The sequence below is a fragment of the Acinetobacter sp. SFD genome (assembly GCF_001647575.1).
GTDB classification, from domain to species: domain Bacteria; phylum Pseudomonadota; class Gammaproteobacteria; order Pseudomonadales; family Moraxellaceae; genus Acinetobacter; species Acinetobacter pecorum.
In genome coordinates, this window is the sequence record NZ_LSZJ01000006.1 from 21,263 (window position 1) to 37,847 (window position 16,585).

General features: G+C 37.8%; 14 protein-coding genes. 1 reads left to right on the forward strand and 13 read right to left on the reverse strand.

All coding sequences use genetic code 11. The features are described from left to right. Positions 1-40 precede the first annotated feature (40 nt). From AY605_RS05150 to AY605_RS05185, 7 genes are all read right to left on the reverse strand, one after another. On the reverse strand, positions 41-766 hold the full coding sequence (locus AY605_RS05150) for a hypothetical protein (protein WP_064095388.1): 726 nt from the start codon (positions 764-766) through the stop codon (positions 41-43). Between the two features lie 300 nt (positions 767-1,066). Beyond that, the gene (locus AY605_RS05155) at positions 1,067-1,891 is read right to left on the reverse strand and encodes an SDR family oxidoreductase (RefSeq protein ID WP_064095389.1); all 825 of its coding nucleotides are present in this window, start codon (positions 1,889-1,891) and stop codon (positions 1,067-1,069) included. 50 nt (positions 1,892-1,941) lie between these two features. Continuing rightward, on the reverse strand, positions 1,942-2,652 hold the full coding sequence (locus tag AY605_RS05160; RefSeq protein WP_322843204.1) for a TauD/TfdA family dioxygenase: 711 nt from the start codon (positions 2,650-2,652) through the stop codon (positions 1,942-1,944). Positions 2,653-2,831: 179 nt separating this feature from the next. Beyond that, positions 2,832-4,349 (reverse strand): AMP-binding protein, encoded by a 1,518-nt coding sequence (locus AY605_RS05165; RefSeq protein WP_228138634.1) that lies wholly within the window; start codon positions 4,347-4,349, stop codon positions 2,832-2,834. 38 nt (positions 4,350-4,387) lie between these two features. Beyond that, positions 4,388-5,122 (reverse strand): thermostable hemolysin, encoded by a 735-nt coding sequence (locus AY605_RS05170; protein WP_064095391.1) that lies wholly within the window; start codon positions 5,120-5,122, stop codon positions 4,388-4,390. A gap of 878 nt (positions 5,123-6,000) precedes the next feature. Then, positions 6,001-6,687: a metallophosphoesterase gene (locus AY605_RS05180; protein WP_064095393.1), complete on the reverse strand. Its 687-nt coding sequence runs from the start codon at positions 6,685-6,687 to the stop codon at positions 6,001-6,003. Between the two features lie 26 nt (positions 6,688-6,713). Next, complete coding sequence (locus tag AY605_RS05185) at positions 6,714-7,694, reverse strand: hypothetical protein (protein WP_064095394.1); 981 nt, start codon at positions 7,692-7,694, stop codon at positions 6,714-6,716. Positions 7,695-7,796: 102 nt separating this feature from the next. Here AY605_RS05185 and AY605_RS05190 point away from each other — a divergent pair, with 102 nt between their 5' ends. Then, positions 7,797-8,669, forward strand: coding sequence for a competence protein CoiA family protein (locus AY605_RS05190; RefSeq protein ID WP_064095395.1), 873 nt, complete (start codon positions 7,797-7,799; stop codon positions 8,667-8,669). 84 nt (positions 8,670-8,753) lie between these two features. Here AY605_RS05190 and AY605_RS05195 read toward each other — a convergent pair whose 3' ends face one another. From AY605_RS05195 to AY605_RS05220, 6 genes are all read right to left on the reverse strand, one after another. After that, complete coding sequence (locus AY605_RS05195) at positions 8,754-10,037, reverse strand: McrC family protein (protein ID WP_064095396.1); 1,284 nt, start codon at positions 10,035-10,037, stop codon at positions 8,754-8,756. 12 nt (positions 10,038-10,049) lie between these two features. Continuing rightward, entirely contained in the window at positions 10,050-12,053 is a 2,004-nt protein-coding gene (locus tag AY605_RS15180) for an McrB family protein (RefSeq protein ID WP_228138638.1), read from the reverse strand. Between the two features lie 771 nt (positions 12,054-12,824). Further along, positions 12,825-13,292, reverse strand: coding sequence for a hypothetical protein (locus AY605_RS05205; RefSeq protein ID WP_064095397.1), 468 nt, complete (start codon positions 13,290-13,292; stop codon positions 12,825-12,827). A gap of 96 nt (positions 13,293-13,388) precedes the next feature. Next, positions 13,389-14,075 carry a DarT1-associated NADAR antitoxin family protein gene (locus tag AY605_RS05210; RefSeq protein ID WP_064095398.1) on the reverse strand — a complete coding sequence of 229 codons (687 nt, stop codon included), beginning with the start codon at positions 14,073-14,075 and terminating at the stop codon, positions 13,389-13,391. 9 nt (positions 14,076-14,084) lie between these two features. Beyond that, complete coding sequence (locus tag AY605_RS05215) at positions 14,085-15,287, reverse strand: DarT ssDNA thymidine ADP-ribosyltransferase family protein (protein WP_228138635.1); 1,203 nt, start codon at positions 15,285-15,287, stop codon at positions 14,085-14,087. A 420-nt stretch (positions 15,288-15,707) separates the two neighbouring features. Beyond that, positions 15,708-16,421 (reverse strand): HNH endonuclease domain-containing protein, encoded by a 714-nt coding sequence (locus tag AY605_RS05220; RefSeq protein WP_228138636.1) that lies wholly within the window; start codon positions 16,419-16,421, stop codon positions 15,708-15,710. Positions 16,422-16,585 lie beyond the last annotated feature (164 nt).

A 16,585-nucleotide genomic window follows, 5' to 3' on the forward strand; every position in this document is an offset into this window, starting at 1 on the left:
TCTTAGCCTGCTCAGTTAAAAATGCAAATGACTGAACTCTCTATCTTGCTGAAGTAACTGGTAAATCATCCAGAAAATCCAGAATAGGTATTAGCACCAATTCTGTATCGAACAGGATTGCATCATGCGCAGCCTCAATTTCTTTGACTTTGATCAAACTTTGTTGATAAAAGACAGATTCTAGGGAAACTTGGCAAGGAACTAGTGAATCTTGGTTTGAAAATATAAACAGTATCTTCGTTGAACAGGTTTTTAAGATCTCTACCAAATCTAATTGTTTCAAAAGATAAAGATGCTTTTCTTGATGATTTAAATCAATTAAGGACAGTTGGGATTGTAAATATTTCACCCGTTGCCGTGCATCCTTCGCCCCCATACAGACAAGATGACTAAAACGTTTCAATGTCGTTAACATGTCCAGTCGGGCAGCCTGAGAAAATTTTTCAAAATCAGCTTCAGGCATTGCATGTTGCCAATGTGTATTAACCACAAAACAGGGATTGGACATGCAGGCAATCACAGGCCTTGCTACCCCTGTCTGCTGATAGATTTCATTGGCCAAATAAATAGCCAGTTGTCCCCCTAAAGACCAGCCTATGAGTACATCATAATCTTGTGCGAGCTTTATCTTTTCCTGCAGGGTCACCGCATCAAAGGGGTCAAAAATATCAGAGAGTGCGACTGTATGATCTGGCCTGAGTTTTTCAGAAAATTCTTCCAGGACGATTGTCCCCAGTCCCCAGCCTGCAATCAATAATATATTCATCTGCTATTCCCTGTGAAAATACATTAGGCCTTCAAGCCGTAAAATTTCTCGGCTAAAAATTATTGCTTCTCAAAAAAGCATGAAAATACTTTTAGCCTGAAAACTTTCTTTTTCAGAATTAAAATATTATTTATTACAGCAAAATACCCTGTGCCATCGCTGCCGCAGGTTTCTCTAAAAAGAAAAAAATTTCGTGTTAACAGATACAAAAGCTCCAAAACATATCGGTTACAGCGACATCTGTAAAGAATAAAACAACTGTTTATTGATCTAGTGCTGATCAGTCATTGCATTCATCTTCTACTGTTCAGTGCTGTAAACTGCTGGATCTCGGTTTGCATATCTATAAATAGTATCCAGATCTTTTTCAATTGACCCGGAAACGATATGGGGTAAAACCTGATTTACCTTCACAAAGATTTTTTCAGGATAACCTACCTGATAGGACTGACAGTCTTTCTCTAAAAAACGATAAAACTCTTGTGCGACAAAATCAGGGTCATCCATTTTAGTCCCCAGTGCCTGATTCATTTCTGTGACATTTTCATCATTCATCTCCGTGATCGTTGCCCTTGGTGAAAAATAACGAAATTGAATTGAGGTCTTAGCATATTCACGTGCCAAGGCTTCGGTAGCACCGCGCAAGGCGAATTTGCTGGCACAATAACTGACATAACCCGGATAGCCAATGCTGCCAAAGGTAGAGCCAATATGAATGATCTGGCTTGGCTGATTTTTTGACATCAGTGGAATCATGCCCTGCACCAGTTGCAAGGGATAGACCACATTAATCAGCATCATCTGTTCCATCATTTCCTGTGACTGCTGTGAGAACAGACTGAAATCATTGATACCGGCATTATTGATGTAATAGTGAATGGGGGTATTCAGTTCGGCCAGCGCACCCAGCAAATCGTTACGGCTGTGCTGCTCGGCCAGGTCACAGCAGATCCCTTGCAGTTGTATATCCGGATAACGCTGTGCCAGTTTTTCACCTAATTTTCGCAAAGTCTGTTCATTACGTCCGACCAGAACCAGATTCAGGCCATTTTTCCCGAGAATATCGGCAATGGCCTGACCAATGCCACCGGTCGCACCTAGAAGAACTGCTGTTAAATTGGACATAGATCACTTCTCTTATCGTTGAATTTTTTAGATGTCTTTTTCTGCTTTGCTTAAAAGTCAGGATTCAGGCCCAGTCCCATACAAATGTATAACTTGCGCTGCTCAAGTGGCACCAAGATTTCACGTCGGCCATGCATAAAGCGTTTGTTATCAATGATCACCAGATCACCATCCTGCCAGTCAATTTCTGAGGTCCGGGCTTCACAACGCTCTGCCAGTTCTGCAAGCAAGTCTGGACTGATCTCTGAACCATCAGCAAAATAAAAACGGGGTTTTTCATAATTATAAGAAGGCCCGAGTAAGGTATTGGCAAAGGCTGGAATACCCTTAAGAGTGTCATGGCGGACCATCGGCATATTTAAATGGTAGTGCACCCCTTGATCGTGTGCCGGGCTAATCTGCTGGCCAGGCACCATCTGGATAAAGCGTTCCAGCTCCTGTAGGCCGACCTGCTCTGCATTTTCAATATTCAAGACAGTGGCCACATACTTCTGCCAGATCGGTTTGGGTAAATAACGGCGAATGGTCATCGGTTCGGCAAATTTCTGCTTGAAAGCAGCCGACATATTTTTCCAGACTTCATGCCCATCACATAAGGTAGTCTGCGAACCGCGCGAAGCACTTTTCTCACTGAAAAAGGCGATGATATCGGGCGGTAAAGGTGTCGTGCCATTTTCAATATGCAGTCCCATGGCTTGGCTACCTGCATCAACTTTCTGGGACTGACGAGTGATATTTTCGCGTGCGGGATCATAAGTCAGCCGCTAGCATAGCCTATTCATGAGTTCACTAAACGAGGTCACGTCATAGTGTTCATGTCTTAACAAGACCCAACCCTGTTCTACCAATTGCGTTTTAATCTGATTAGGCGTGGTGTGCAAAGCTTGCTGTGCAATATTCATGTGTTCTCTCTCATTCAACAGGTCAATGGGTCTGTGAACTAGGCAAAATTAAGTTGGGACTCGTCCGGTATCAGTTCAGCCTGAAACTTTTGCTGAATCTGCTGTCTGCGCAGTTTGCCGTTGTCGGTCAACATCTGGTTGTTCAGGGAAAATGGCTCTGCAGACCTGCACCAGTGTTTGATCTGGGCATAGTCTGGCATCCGGCTGTTGGCCCGCTGAAGCGCTACTGCCAGTTGCTGGTCTGGCGTATCATCCGGGGCATAAATCACGGCCGATAGATGTGGTTGAGCTTCGCCAAAAATGGCAATCTGCTGGATTTCCGGCTCGGTCAGACTGTTGGACTCAACCCATTCCGGGGAAATATTGCGTCCAAAACTGCTGATAATCATCTGCTTGATGCGTCCGGTAATGTACAAATAGCCTTCCTCATCAAAATAGCCGGCATCACCCGTATGAATATATGGTGTTGCAGCCATGTCATTGACATAACCCAGCATGGCATTACCCTTCACTACTACTTCGCTGTTGGCTACAATCTCAACTTCGACATGCGGTAAAATCCGGCCCACACTGCCAATACGGCGTGCACCCGGCAGATTCAGACTGACTACCGAGGCACACTCGGACAGGCCATACCCCTCATAAACCGGAAGGTTAAGTTGCTGGAACTGTTTGAGTAAATCAGCAGAGACTTTCCCTCCACCGACCGCAATAAATTTCAGCGTCTTGAGCCCTGCAGCACCGTGTGTAGCGCTATATTCCACAATCGCTTTCAGCATCTGAGGTAATAAAATCACACTTTCAATTTGATAGCTCTGCACTGTATTTAAAAACCGCTGTGTATCAAAAGTATGGTTAGATACCAGACCGAACTGGTTCACCTCACCGACTACTACAGCACGCCCCATGCTCAGTGCGACATAAATTCCGGCAATATTTTCTAGCAAGGTGGCGAATGGAATCAGACACAAATGCCGTCCAAGCTGACTACTGGCCAGTGCCTGACTGAGTGAATGCGTAATTGACTCTATGGTATCTTCTGCCAGACACACGCCTTTCGGTGTTCCGGTATTGCCTGAGGTATAGGTGATTTTTGCCGGATGCTGGGTCTGTGAAGAAAGTGAACACTGTACTGCCTGTTCTAGCTGAAAAAAGCGTGCATTTAGGTGGCCGCTAATAAAGATCTCATTTCCACCCATGTCTTGGGCTAGATTCAGCAACCATTCTGATGCAGAGAAAGATTCATCCAGAGTACAGAGCAGCTCGGTTTGGCTGTCGGAAAGCAGATGCCGTACTTGGGCTACAGTAAAAAATAGAGGAACAGGTATTACAGTCATGCCGGTTTTTTGTGCGGCAAGATCAACTACTATCCAGTCCATACTATTTACGCCCCACAGGGCCAGATGGCGCAGATTAAGCTGCATGAAACTGGCACTCAATAATTCTACCCGCTGCTGCAGCTCTGCATAGCTGAGGGTCGTTTGTGCGGTGACTACCGCTTCTCGCTGCGGATATTGTCGTGCTTGCAGGCTGATACGTTCAAATAAAGCAGTCATCATTTAAATTCTGTGCCTCGGTAATCAAGCAAAATGCTTTAATGACTAAATTGATAAAGTTGACGAGCGACTTGTAGGGCTTCTGCCACATCAATCGCCAGGACATAAGGTTTCTGCTGGTAATAACTGCCCCACAGGCGCTGTGCCTCTCCTAAGACTTGCGGGTCAGCTTTTTCAAGCACATGAAAACGTAATCCCATCTGTTGCAACACATAACGCACCGCAGTTGTCCCGGTACATACAGCCCATTCGATGCATTGCTGCGAGAGATGAAAGACCAGAAATGCCACTATCAGTTTGGCCTGATTTATGTCGACTGCAGCCAAGTTGCCAATTTCTACAATCTTGTTCCGACTAATCTCCGTCTGGCTGAGTTTGCCAAGAATATTTTCAATTGGTTCATCGAGATACTGTTCCAGGAAGGCATTGGTTTGGTGTAAATGCTCCATGCCAATCACAACCTGCATTTCTGCTCCGTCATAACCGGCAAACAGGGTCGAAGAGAAGGTGGATATCGTGGCCTGATGGACTTGTTGATATTTTTCCTGAATAAAATTTTCCAGTGCTCGACGTTCACACGTCTCACCACGGTGTACAGTTTGTACGCTTAGCTGTAGAGCATTATCTTGTACCGAGATCACGGGATCAAAGTGATGGGCCTGTACTGAAAATTTATTGTGATAGATTTGTTTTTTGTATTGAGACTGGTTGAAATATCCATCCAAATAATGAATCTGATCAGATGACTGAGGATCAAAACTAAACTTGATCATTCGGCTCATACCACGAAATTAACTTGCTACTCAAGATAGAAGTCCTACCTTAAAAAATTCTTAATTTTGTGCAATCAAATGTAAAAGCTGTTTATATAAATTCTACATATCGTTTTTTAAGGGGATGGTGAATTATATTTAGATGGATCGGCAGGAGCCGTTTAAAAATACCAAGGTAATAATGACAGTGCTGTCCAATTTGTAGCACTCAGTTTATTCAAAACGGCTTTTTTGGGGGCATCTTAGCAAGTCATGTGCTTTCATTTACGCTCCTGCAAATATCTGGAAATTTAAAATAAAATCTTTTTTTTTGATTTCAAACTCATCTCTGTTAGTAGTCCACGTTGTCACCCTTAAGAAGAGTAGCCCTTCTTTATTTCATTTTATAAGTCGTAAAAAAGCAAATAGCCGAGTAAACATAAGAATATAAAAATAAGGCCATCTGACTTGCTCTACAGAAAAAAATCTAAGCAAAGATGGAACCATAGATAACAAGTGTAGCAGTTGAAATAACCTTCCCACTCCAGCCGGAAGGAAAATCAAAATACTCCGATTGTCCTTATAAAACTCTAGTGATTTCCATTTTGGTTTCTTTTCAGATGTTGACCTTTCAATACCAAACATGCGATTACCATTTATTTTTATTGCTTACATGGATTTTTAGAATTAAAAAAGCACTTAAGAGAATCGCTCTTAAGTGCTTGATATATTTGGTGGGCCCAGACGGACGAAAACATTCACCTACCCTATTGTTTTTAATGGATTAATTATTAATATAAAAATTTAGGATACAAGTCAGGATACACGATTCAAATGTTGTTTTTTTGATCAATTAAACTTTTTAACATCACTTTACTCCCCCACTCCAAAGCAAATCTTTATTGAACTTTTATAATACAAAGCTTAGAAGTGAAAGATGATCCGACATCAATATAATGGCAATTATCAATTTTAGTATATTCTTTTACGATCGTATGACCTAAATAGATTTCATTGATGTTTTCAACAATATCATAATGGTTTGAGTAATTACGTATTCGTCCCCTACCCCAGAGTGCATTTGAATAGGATGATGTGATCCCTGGAATTTTATAGTCACCTTTAAATATGTCTTGCTTAAAGATATTCCAGTCTTGGATATCAATGTCAGCATGAACAATACCAATCTTTTTGCCTTCCAATTCAATTTCTATGACTACGGGCAATTCCATAAATTTATTACTAATTTCTAGTTGTTTTTGTTGAGGCAACCCGTAAAACCATTCCCCTCCATTGCGTATATGTATATCTCTAATATTGGTGTCATATTGTCCTTTGATGCACATCTCTTCATGATTTCCACGTACAGTACGGAACCATGGTTGGTTTAGTAAAGAAATGCATTCAAGATTTTCATTACCTCGATCAATCAGATCCCCTGTACATATCAATAAATCACTTGCAAAATTAAAATTAATTTTTTTAAGTTCTTCAAGTAAAAGTCCATAGCAACCATGTAGATCACCTACCACAAATAATTTTTTGTGTGAATCGACCTTTAAATACGAAATAAGATGATCTGCCATAACTTAATAAAAAATATCTTTAGCTACTATGATAACTTTTTACCCTTCATAATAACACGGTCAAAACTATATACATGTGCAAATGGGCTTTCCACACATCTTCGAACAAGTGGTACTTTCTGATCTGGTCGTCCCTCTCTAAGAACAACATCTGCTGAACATACCGGACAAACGCCTTTAAATCGTGTTATCCGTGTAAGTTGATTACGATCTTTATCTCGATACATTTCAATATCGGCATGATCTTCATGTAATGCAATGAATGTCATAGGGGCCTTAATCACACGATGCTCGGGTAAATTCCAAATAGGAATGAACCAATATTTGAGTGATAGGTAAGAAAATCCAATTAAACAGAAAATTAAAAAAAGATCAAATGAAGTGAAATTTTGCCCAGCACGCACTAAAACTAATGAGAATGTACAAATATATAATGCCCATCCAATAAAACTTCCAAAAATAACTGCCAGCATAACTAGCCCTCTTATACTTTTATTTTTTATTTCTCCATCTCTAAAAATCAACTTATAAAACCAAGATATTTTTATTTCGGCTGGATCAACTCGGTCATAAATAACCAATTCCTCCCCTTCATCTAAATCATTTTCAATAACATTATTTTCTTTTTGTTTAATATCCAACCAAAATAGACGTTCATTTCCTTTACCACCAACAGTCTCATTGGTTTTTATAACTGGAACATATCCAATCTCTAAAAATCTTTTACTATGTTTTTGTATAACACGATCCAGATATTCATTTAGTTTTTTATCAGTAATCCACTTTCCGAGATCTTTTGAATCCATTCTATCAGCAGATAGTTTTCCATCAACTATGGCCTTTAATTGATATCTGGAATAAACAATTTGTTCTTCAATTTGATCTTCTAGTGCATTTATTGAAGCGCTACAAATTACCTTTAAACAATCATAAGCTCTATTCTGAGCCAAGTCCTCTTTTAAAATCTCAAATAACGCATTAAAAACTTTTAATTTTAATTCAAACACTTAAACCCCCACTTTACCCGTATTTCCCCTTTATACGGTGTTAGGTCAATTAGATCACAAGCATAGTGAGAGAGTAAATCAACTTCCTAAAGGATTTTAATCATGACTATGTATATTGCTTTGGACGAAAATAAAAAATTGGTCGATATCAAAGATGTTGAGCGTGGACTTGCTTGCCAATGTACCTGCTTTGAATGTGGTGAAACTGTTATTGCACGTAAAGGTGAAATAAAAGAACATCACTTTGCACATGCAAGTAATAAAGAAAGCTGTACGATTAATCCAGAATCTGTTCTACATAAATATGCCAAAGAAGTCATTCTTGAATCTATGGGCCTCATGCTTCCTGCTTTACCTAATTCTGATAATGAAGCAGCATGGTGGACATTTGAAAAATTATTACCCGAGTTTTCTCTCGGTTTAATACGCCCAGATTTAGTTGGATATTTTGATGGAGAACCTATTTTAATTGAAATTGCGGTTACTCATTTTATTGACGCTGAAAAATTCAATCGCATCGAGGTTTTTAAATCAAAATGTATCGAAATTGATCTTTCATCACTTGTTAAAAGTAATATTTCGATTCCTAGCCCTGAAGCAAAAAAAGAGATTCTCGAAAACTTGAACAATAGAAAATGGGTTTATCCATTCCCATTAACTCAAAATATTGAAGATATTCCAGATAACGTACCAACAGACAATTCAAACATAAGTCTAGAAAAATCTGAAATCGTACAGGCACCTCCAAAATGGCAGGACTACAAATTCACAATCAAAGGTATATTTGTCAATGTTCGAAAATTTGATAGCGGTATGATTTCAGTCAATAGCACTTATAATCCTGAGATTATTTCAATGCTCAAAGAATGGAAACGTGAAGGTCGTGGTTCATTCAACCCTAAATACAAATCATGGAACTATTGGCTACCATTTTCTGAGGTTGTTTTAGATCGACTCAAAGAACTAAATGAGTAAGGGGGACTATTCCCCCCTCTCATCACCAACTTGGCTAGGTTGTGGTGTAAAGTACAGAAAGTGATTATTCAGTCATATAAAATGTTAAATAATCTTAAAATTTTGTGGTTCATCTAAGTTAAAAGGCACTACTTTTAACTTTGCACCATGTGTATGCCTAAAACCAAAATCATCCAAAGGCTGATCAAACTTCCCTGCTCGATACGGATATACCAGAATCACTTCACTCTCATGTTTCAGGTAATAATGACTGTAAGCAAACATCTGCTGAATATCACTGTCTTTTAAGCCATACCGTCCACCACGGTCATTCTGATCTATCAGTTTCCACTTGGTATCCATTACAATATTTTTTGCATTCGCTTGTGAACGATCAATAAAAATATCGGGCTTCAACTTAAAGATCTTATTCTGTTGATGCTCACAAATATGTTCCGTCGCATGCTGTGTTTTGACCTGATATTCAGGCATCCCACGGCGCAAATGATATGCCACAAAGTATTCAAACAGCTTTTCCATTGGAAAAAGTAAGCTCATACCTCGCCATTCACCTTGTGTAGATACAGGCATATACTCACCTAAAATCAATTCCGTCCAAGGTTTGATTTCACTATATAGCGCAAGTAAACGCCCTGACTGCCATTGTCTAAAATCCTGCTGAATCTTTTGACTTGGCGGTATTTCAGTGGTCATCAACCGTAGTTCTTGGGCAAGTTTCCAATTGTTGGCATCTTTGGTCTTTTTACACACGACTTCCAATGCTGTACGAATCAGACGGTTCTCAGGACGATTGACTTCATAAACGTCATGTTCAATCGGAAATATATGCTTCTTAGCAGGTGGCTGACGCATGTATTTCACATGCTGTAATTGCCCACGTAGAAACTTTTGTTCTTCTTGCACACGGTTGTAGTCAAAACGTAGTCCTCGTTGCACCAAACGCTCAAATGATGCAAGGAATTGAGTGATAATCCATTCATGTAAGGGTTGTTTAAAACGATTTAGACTGGCACTCCCTGCTTCTCTATATGGTAAGTGCAAAGAGACACTCAGCATTTTTTGCAGGAGTTTACGCTCTGCTAAAATAACCGCTTGATCATCTGTACCACTCAGCTCTACATGCTTTGGCAGAATTTCTATACGTGTTCCACACGGCGTTTCAATGACACCCACATATTGATCCAGCTTTAGCTTTCTACGCCCTGCAAGTTCAAATACTTTTGCACCATGCTTGGAGAAAGAAGCTGAGAGATCACACAGATGTTCAAATGCTTTTTCGGGAATATAAGCATGGTCTAGACTAGACGTAGGACAACCTTCATAAGCAACGCTAATGAAGGCATATTCTCGGACGGTAAAATCAGGCATATAAATCCCCGATTAATGCTTGATGATTTTGATAAAGCTAGCGATTGAATCAAATGCAGTATCGTTTAATTGCCACGTTTTTTGTTCTTCAAAGAAGGCATCTGAATCACTCTCTACATTTGGAAATAATACAGAGCGTTCAACAGGTTTAGGCTTCAACATACCATTGGCATTTAACACCATATTGATCTTTGCCCAATCATCAAAGAAGTATTCTTGTAGTTGAGGAATAATTTTTTGCTTAAATATGGATGCTAAATGCTCTAGCGTAGGCTGTTTCTTCAAACTCATAAAGTTTGCATGACCGATACAATGATCACGGTCTAACAGCACTTCTATACGTTGGTTAATGACCTTGAGTATCTCACCAATATTCAGCTCTTCTACCTCAATGTCATTCAATAGCTCTGGCTTTGGTGGCATTTCGATAAAGGTAAAACGACGGCGCAACGCAATATCTAAACCCGTTAAAGATCGGTCAGATGAGTTCATTGTGCCAATAATGTAGACATTACTCGGGACAGAAAATTCTTCTTTTGAGTATGGCAGCGTTACAGATAATTCTTCTTCAGCGCCTTGGCGTTTAGAGTCTTCAATGAGCGTAATCAACTCACCAAAAATACGGGAAATATTCCCTCGGTTGATTTCATCGATGATCAATATGTAGGGTTTGTGCTCTACATCTTGTTTTTCTTCTGAAAATTTAATTTTATCAGATAGCAAACTTACAATTGGTTTTATATAACTAGGCATTCCATAAGTTTCAAGTCTGACACCATTTAATAATTTTTTAATTGTATCTAAGCTTAAACTATAAGTACCTTTATTTACTGACTCTAATAAAAAACATTTTAGGGTTTTTCCACCTTCATATGTAATTTCATATGTTAAACCAGTTTTAGTTTTCAGTTGCAAAGGCTGTTCAGCTATTTCATTGCAAAAATTAGTGATCACCTCATCAATATTTGAATGAGGAAAATTTTGATTAAAGGCAATATCACAAAGTGCTTTAAAAACACCAGATTGAACATCATAAGTGAGCTGACCTTTATCATCCGTTTCAGCACGAATCCCTTCTACAAAGTCTTCATAACTAAAGCTTTGATGAAAAGTCACAAACTTGATCTGACCTTGCTCTTTGTATTGATCAAAACGTGTTTTTAACGCCGTACGGTCTTCTTGCTCTAAAACTTCAAGCGGTTTGTTTTCAATAATTGATAAGGCATGGTTGATACTATGGAAGGTTTTACCTGTACCTGCTGCACCAAATAAAATACGGTTTAACGGTTGTTGAGTCATGACATCATCCAGTAATTCTTGAGTTTGCTTTTTCTTCTGTTTGTTATCCAAATAACCTTTTCTAATCATGGCGAAAAGCTTTTCCACATATGGGAAAAATGCTTGTTCGCCCCGATCTTCCAATAAAATTGATAAAAACTCTGGTAGTGGTAATTTTGGATATAAGTGGTCATAACCAATTCGCTTGGTATTCACCTTACTTACAATTGGAATAATGCAAGGATCATTAAAATCTTGATATAAGAATGCAATCATCCATTTCAAACCTTTTGGGAATTGAATTTGATCGATGGCATTTAAATCACGGCGCTGAACAGCTTCTACAATATTGAGTATTTCTTGTTTGAGCGCTTCAAATGCTAACTCTGCACTATCACCTAGTCGTTTATGCCATGAATACGGCTTCTCATTATAATACTTATCATCCTTTCCTAAATTTATAGGCTCCCAAATGTCAAAATAGTTGGCAAAGGTAGGATCGCCTTGGGTTGGGTCAAAACTGTCAATCTGAGCAATAAAGCAATTTGTGTTTTTCGCTTGATGATAATCTTCTATAGATAAGTTGTTTAAACTTTCAATTGGCCAAAGTTTTAAAAATTGCTGTACCTTTTTTTCGAGCGCCGTGGTCTGATCACCGTTTTGTTCATACCAATCACAAAACTTCTCTAAATCATCGAGATTACTCACAATAATTGAATATGCTTTATTACCCAACATCAGTGATTTTGCATGTGTGGACAAATGTTGATTACGCGTATCATTTTCTGAATAGGACTGTTTAATTGGTAATTTCAGTTCTATTGGTGGCTCAGCATTACAAATGATGATAGGTGTTTTTAATTTTGGATCTAACGCTAACTCTCGTCCCAGAGAGGTTTTAAATGCTGCTATATGAACTGTACCGGAATCTGTACCAGGATATCTTTCTTTAAGATATTCTACAGCTTGGGCAGCAGTTAAATTCTGATTTTGATAATCTAAAGGCAACAAGCCCTGCCCATTTAGTGCCATTCCAAATTGAATAGCATATTCTCTTAAGTTATGTAACCAATCTAAAAAATTTTCATGTGTTAAATTTTTAAATGAGAAATTTAAAGAAAACTGTGGGTCTTGTTCAAAAATAAAGTCTGCTAAAGCTTGTATAACCTCGAGTTTAAAACAAAATTTACCATCTTCATTATTTCCTAAGTGACTCACTAGCAAAAACTCTTTAACTCTGTTTGTCAAAATGGGTTTTATACCAAAGCCTAGATAACCATATTTACCACTACCTGCATGATAGATATCTAAATTAGGAAATACATCATGTATAGTTCTTATTGCTTGCCAAAACCATTCTATTTCAGCATCTTCTAATTTTTCTAAAAACAGCTGAATGCGATCTACTTCAAATTTAAGCTGCATTTCTTGCAAATCCACTTTTTATTACCTATTACTTCACGAATACTTAATTCACTAGAGCCTTTTACAACACAATTAATTCTTCAGTTAAACTTTTTTCCATGCTCTAGCTAATGACAGCCAGGCTTTACTTTCTTTGAGCCATATACGTCTACATAACTCGGTCAGGTCATCAAACTGTTCATCAGCTTCTTCTGACAATCCATATTCCCAATGTCCTTCGTATATACGTCCAGCCAATTCACGAATTCTTTCGGAGAGTTCGTCGTGTGTATCTACTAGCAATGCTTTTGACATATGGTCATTGCTATATTTACAGAGTGCTACTTCCGATTGAATCAGCAACTCCTCAGTTTCTCTGATCCATAGAGCAAAACAACGATCTGCAGTTAAGCAATCAATGAACTGTTTAAAATTTTCCAGCTTTTCCCTAAAAGTAATATTCGCTTTTACATATGCTGGAAATGGAGTAGCTGGATTTTCAAAACATGGGTAATCCACCCGTAGACGATCTAAGTAATCTCTATACTTTTGATCTATTTCCATTATTTTCATTTCGTCCCCTCTAAGTATTTTTGTATATACGACACAGTTGATTAAATTATTTATTTCACATCTATGGAAATACTATTCAATTGGAATAATCAAAATTTAAAGCAACAAGCCATCGCTAGTATTTTTAATCGTAAACTTCTCAACAAGTTTAATAAATTCATCTTTCGGTGGAATAGCACCACCTACTAAAAGATTACGTTTGGTTAAAGCAACAAAGAGTGCCATTGAGTAAGCTTGGCAATTAATCGACTTTTGCGGGTTAAACTCAATATCAGTAAATGCATCATATGCAAGTGCTTGTTGCTTTAAGTCATCATTCAGATTGAGGGCGTTCAAATAAATCCAGTCATAAAATGCAGTTTTCGGCTCCAGTTCCCAACGTGTTTCTCGATATTCAAAAGCAATCAAGTGGCCTGAACTTTTAAGGCGCTCATCTTTCTTCGCATCACGGGAACTCATATCCATAATGTCCTTATAAGGACCACCTTCTGAAAATACTTTTGATGACTGAAAGATACTTTCAACACTAATATTCTTACCACTCTTGGTTTTAAACATTAGATTGAAAGCACTGAGCTGTGTTCCTAACTCTATTTCCGACTTGCTCGAAATCTCTAAAATTCTGGCTTCTGGATTCTGTGTACGATATGCCTCATGCAAGGATCGGATCGACTTTTGTTTTTGCGTAAAGTGCATCCCTGGAAACCATTCAAATTCTACATCAACAATATCTACGAGCGTAGCGCCGTCCAATTTAGGCACAAATATTGGTCTTTTCGCCATGAGATATCCTTATCTTTTTTCAAATACTGTTTTGTTAACACTAAGCTTAAAACCTAAATCATGCACCCAAGATAAATCTGGATCTTCTTCAATCACATGTATCTCTTGAATAAATTCTTTAGGGATATTTCCTTGATAAAGAATTTCAGCCTGATTATCAAAAGTATAGGTTTCTAATGTTATTCCTATATTTGACTCAAACATATCCAAAAATGCTTTATGAGATTTTCTTTCTTGAATCGATAAATTTTTCATCGCGAATGATGCAGCATTAAATTTATTGAAAATTGCTTTATCCCAATAGTCATAATTTTCAAGTCCTTTATAAGCAGGATTAGTATTTCCTGAAAGTAATTCTGGTGATATTTTTAAGACTACCCAATTTTCCAGTCCTGTATGTTTAGCATATTTCATAAACATTTTATGGTTAGGATGACTAATCGATAAGGAGATTGAATCCTCTACTCCATCCCACCTATTTTTATCATTTTCGATATAATTAATTCCAAGTTTTTCTAAATTAGACTTCGTAACTAACCCCATCTCAAGGATACTTCGAAGATTATTTTTATGTGTAAAATGATATAAGGCATTTATCCTTTTTAATTTATTTTTATCTAACTCTATTCTTTCTAAACAATAGTTCCAAATTAACTCATAAAATATGGGGTCTGATCCTGGTATTTTATGATCCAAGTATATATTTAATGTACTTATTTCAGGATAATCTTTAAATGCTGTTAAATAATAACGAATGGCTATAAAGTGTTTTATCGGCTTCAATAATTCATCATTCTTTTCTAACAATATTAAGAGCTCATTTTTTTTATTCTTATACGTTTCAGTATTATAAATATCTTCAAATTTGAAATTTTTTAGACCCAAATCCAAACCTAAATTTAAAAAATAAGCTTGAGCACTATATTCACGCAACATTTGATCATGCGTTATAGCATCTGCTATCTTTATTTTCTGTCTGTAATATTCTGGTTTATTTCTCTGTTGTTCTCTTCTATTTTGTTCAGCCTTATCAGCTAACTCTGCTGTTAGTCTTTCAAGCTGGGAAGCGCCGTTACTGATTGCTTTTAAGCCTTTTGAAAATAAGTCCTTACTCGTATCATAATTTTTTTTGATATCTTTTAAAGCTTGCTCTTTTTTTTCAGCTTGAGATTTTTCTTTATAAGGGATAAGGGCTATTTGAACCAAATGCATTAATTAGAGGGGCTATTAAAATAAATAATAAAAAGAATCCTCCTATTAAAAAAAGAATTTCCATTATTTATCTCCAAGAGTAATCCAAAGTAACTCAGGTACTCTTTCGTGTACCTTCAAAAGCGGTCTTAAAATAATAAAAGTTGAAAAGTTTATTTAACTTTCTTTGCCTTTTTCACCGGCTTGCTCGCTTCCCTTTCCGCCTGAATGTTGGCAAGAAAGGTTTCAGCATTGTTTACCCCTGTAATCAGGTCTTGATGCTGTTCACGCCACTCTGCTGTCAGTTCACCACTAAAAGCTTTGGCTAAAATACAGTAGTACTTGCAACTTTTCCAACTGCGTCAGCGATCGTGCTACAAGCATCTGAAATAAAATCAAATAACCCCATATTCCCCTCATTATCTTTTTACTTATCTATTATTAAAATACACTAATTCCACTTTGAGCTGGCTTCCATTTCTTCCCACCACCCATAGTTAAAGTGGCACAGTTATAAGCATCCTGTAAAAAACCACGGCGCGCCGGCTCAGTAAATCCTGTTTGAGCAATTAATGTTTCTCTTAATGGATGATGACTGGTAATCAAATACTCATTACGCTTATGCAATCGTTCTAATAAGTTCACTGAGGGTAATCGATCAAACTTTCCTTGTTGTCCACGATTACAAGAGGGACAAGCCAGTACTAAATTTGCCACGCCATTGATAGGTTTTTGGATATCGCACTCACGCAATTTATGTGGGAAGAAATGATCAACATCTGCAGAGTGCTCAAAAAACTGATCAATTGTGATAGGGGCAAAACAATAAAAGCATCTACTCTTTTGATATCCATTTAAAGCTGACTTAGCCGATGTTACATTGACTCTTCTAATTTTGTTATCAGCAACTAAGATCCCTTGGTCATCGTGCTGAATCTGAACTAAATGTTTAGGTAGATTCATATCCCAAGCTGTTTCAACTAAACGCCATCTCGCTTCAGTTTCATCCACCAAATCTTTGGAATTCTGAGCCTCAAATAGCTGAAATACATCATCCGTTAATATGATACCACCGTGTGTTTTCCGGGCATCCATAAAAAATCTTTTAGACAATTCCTGCCCATGAACATTGTGAAAAGCATCAATTACATTCACAAAACCATACTGAACTGTTTTAGTTATCAATGTTTGCTGGTCAGTTTCACCAGTATTGTAGGCACGACAAAAATCTGAATAGCCACCGATTTTGTAGACACTCTTTAGTTAGATAAAATGGCTAATTAACGAGGTGTTTATGAGCAGTAGCAAACGATATCCTG